The organism is Paenarthrobacter sp. CM16, assembly GCF_013179505.1.
GTDB lineage: Bacteria > Actinomycetota > Actinomycetes > Actinomycetales > Micrococcaceae > Arthrobacter.
On sequence record NZ_JABMCX010000407.1, the window covers coordinates 1 to 3,236 of the forward strand.

The 3,236-nt window shown below is 64.9% G+C and carries 3 protein-coding genes; all 3 read left to right on the forward strand.

Annotated elements, in window-relative coordinates:
* Positions 1 to 1,070: uroporphyrinogen decarboxylase (gene hemE / locus HP499_RS22530; RefSeq protein WP_253951748.1), on the forward strand; the 1,070-nt coding region annotated here is incomplete at its 5' end.
* A gap of 5 nt (positions 1,071 to 1,075) precedes the next feature.
* Positions 1,076 to 2,545, forward strand: coding sequence for a protoporphyrinogen oxidase (gene hemG, locus HP499_RS22535; protein WP_172326310.1), 1,470 nt, complete (start codon positions 1,076 to 1,078; stop codon positions 2,543 to 2,545).
* 72 nt (positions 2,546 to 2,617) lie between these two features.
* The coding region (hemQ, locus tag HP499_RS22540) for a hydrogen peroxide-dependent heme synthase (RefSeq protein ID WP_172326308.1) at positions 2,618 to 3,236 on the forward strand (619 nt) is incomplete at its 3' end.

A 3,236-nucleotide genomic window follows, 5' to 3' on the forward strand; every position in this document is an offset into this window, starting at 1 on the left:
CGGCGGGAACCCTTGACGCCAATCACCCGCTGAAGGACGGCCGCACCTCGGACTCGCCGTTGATCACGGCCTACCGCGGCGGCACGCCATCCCGCAGGCCCGTGTGGTTCATGCGCCAGGCCGGCCGTTCCCTTCCCGAGTACATGAAGGTCCGCGAAGGGATCGGGATGCTGGACTCCTGCCTGCGCCCGGAGCTCGCCGCGGAAATTACCCTCCAGCCGGTTCGCCGCCACGATGTGGATGCGGCCATCTTCTTCTCTGACATCGTCATTCCGCTGAAGCTCGCCGGCGTCGGCGTGGACATCGTCCCGGGCGTCGGGCCGGTCTTGGACAAGCCTGTGCGCACGGCAGCTGATGTGGCTGCCCTTCCCACGCTGACATGGGAAGCGCTGGAACCCATTCGCGAAGCCGTACGGCTGACTGTTGCCGAACTTGGCAAGACCCCGCTCATCGGATTCGCCGGTGCCCCGTTTACCTTGGCGGCGTACATGGTTGAAGGCAGGCCTTCCCGGGATCACCTCGGCCCGCGGACGATGATGCATGCCGATCCTGAAACCTGGACCGCATTGGCCAACTGGGCTGCCGATACCTCGGGAATGTTCCTGCAGGCCCAGCTTGAGGCAGGCGCTTCGGCAGCGCAGCTCTTTGACTCCTGGGCAGGTTCCCTGGGCCTGGCTGACTACCAAAAGTATGTGGCTCCGGCCTCATCCCGTGCACTGGACCATGTCCGCGGACTGGGAGCACCCTTGATCCACTTTGGAACCGGCACCTCCGAGCTCCTGGTCGCCATGCGCGATGTTGGAGTGGATGTGGTGGGCGTGGACTACCGGCTGCCCCTGGATGAAGCCAATCGCCGCCTCGGTGGCACCGTGCCGCTGCAGGGGAACATCGACCCCGCACTTCTGTCGGCCCCTTGGGAGGTCCTTGAAGCCCACGTCCGCGGCGTTATCGCCGCCGGTTCCCACGCGCCGGGCCATGTATTGAACCTGGGCCATGGAGTACCTCCGGAAACGGATCCCACCGTCCTGACCCGCGTTGTGGAACTCATCCACTCCATCCCCACGGAGTAGTGCCGATGCGCGGGGTGCACGCAACGCCCGGGACGCCGTCCGACGCTCCGTCCGCCCTAGTGGTGGGTGGCGGTGTCTCCGGCCTGATCGCTGCCCGTGAACTGGCGATTGCAGGCTTTGCCGTCACAGTCCTGGAAGCGAAAGAAGCCTGGGGTGGCTGCGTCGGCAGCCACGTTGTGGCGGGGCTGCAGTTGGACAGCGGGGCGGAGTCGTTTGCCACCCGGTCCCCGGCTGTTGCCGACCTCGCCGGTGAACTTGGCCTGGCGGACAGGATTGTTGCACCGCACCCCGGAGGTGCCTGGGTTCAGTTGCCCGATGGGCCCCGGGAACTACCTAAAACAGGTGTCCTGGGCATTCCGGCCAATCCCTGGGATCAGGAAGTCCGACGCTCCCTGGGACTCGCTGGAGCCCTTCGTGCCTCGGTGGACAGGTGGCTTCCTGCATCCGTGGGGACATCCTCGGAGGTGACCAGCGTTTCTGCCCTGGTCCGTGCCCGCATGGGCAAAAGGGTCCTTGAGCGGCTTGTTTCCCCAGTGGTGGGCGGTGTCCATTCGGCCGATCCCGGTCTCCTGGATGTGGACATGGTTGCGCCCGGGCTGCGGGCAGGCATTCGTCAGCATGGTTCACTTGCCGCCGCCGTGGCGGCCCAGCGCAAGGCTGCTGCCGGAGCCCTTTCCCGCCCGTCCAAAGCGGGCTCCGCCGTCGCCGGCCTGAAAGGCGGCATGAACTCGCTGGTATCGGCGCTCGTGGAGAACCTGGGCGAACGCGGGGTCCGATTGGTCACCGGAATGCGCGCCGACGCCGTGGTGAAAACTCCGGACGGCTGGCAGGTCGCCGCGGGCGGTTCCACATACGACGCCGGCCGGCTGGTGGTGGCGCTCGACGGCCCGGCCGCCGTCGGGCTTCTTGAGCAGTCGTTGCCGGAATTATCGGAATTGCGCCCCTCTCCCGGGCCTCTGGTGAGTTTGGTGACCTTGGTGGTGGACTTGCCGCAACTCGATGGCAGGCCCCGTGGAACCGGGATATTGGTGGCGCCCCAAACTCCGGGGATCAAGGCCAAGGCACTGACGCATGCAACGGCGAAGTGGGATTGGCTGGCCGGTGAGGCCGGTCCGGGTATGCACGTTTTGCGCCTCTCCTATGGAAGGCGTGAAGAGGCCGGTGGGGGAGCGGATCTCGTCCTGGATGACCAGTCACTCCTGGCTGCGGCCTTGGAGGATGCCTCCGCATTGCTGACGGTGCCGGTTTCCCGGACGGACATCGTTGATTGGGATGTGGTGCGGTGGGCTGGAGCTTTGCCCTTTGCCGCCGTCGGTCATAAACAGCGCGTGGAGCAAGTGCGGAAGGTGTGCGCCGGGGTGGAAGGACTCTCTGTGGTGGGTGGCTGGCTGGCCGGAAACGGCCTCGCCGCAGTAGTGGCTGACACCAAGGCGCAGCTCGCTCTTGTGGGGTCCGACGATCAGCATTCTTTGTGATTTGCATCACTTCTACGCCCTGTAGAACATATCCGTTTCGACTTAGCGGCTGGCACGGGGCAAACTTGAACCATGAGCCACACTTCTGCCGAATCTGTCACTAAAACTGCTGAAACCGAAGAACAGTTCTACACGCTGTGGACGGTCTTCAAGCGCTCGGCCGACGTCCTGCGCAGCGGAGATGCTGCCCAGGAATTCGAAGCCCTCGCGGAGAAGCTCGCGGAGGGTGGAGTGATCCTCCGCGGTAGCTACGACGTCTCGGCCATGCGTTCGGATGCAGACATCATGGTGTGGCTCCACGGTCCCAAGCCGGAGGATCTGCAGGCCGCCGTGCGGTCCATCCGCCGCAGCAAGCTCTTTGCAGGAACCGAGATCGTATGGTCAGCGATGGGCGTGCACCGCGAGGCCGAGTTCTCCAAGAGCCACGTACCTGCGTACGCCAGGGGCGTCGAGCCGAGCACCTGGCTCTGCGTCTACCCGTTTGTCCGCTCCTATGAGTGGTACCTGCTACCGACGGACGAGCGCGGGAAGATGCTCCGTGACCACGGTTTGCTGGGACGGGAATTCCCGCAGGTCATCTCCAATACTGTTTCCTCCTTCGCGCTGGGTGACTGGGAATGGATCCTTGGTCTCGAGGCGCCGGAACTCGTGGACCTGGTGGACCTGATGCGCCACTTGCGTGCCACCGAAG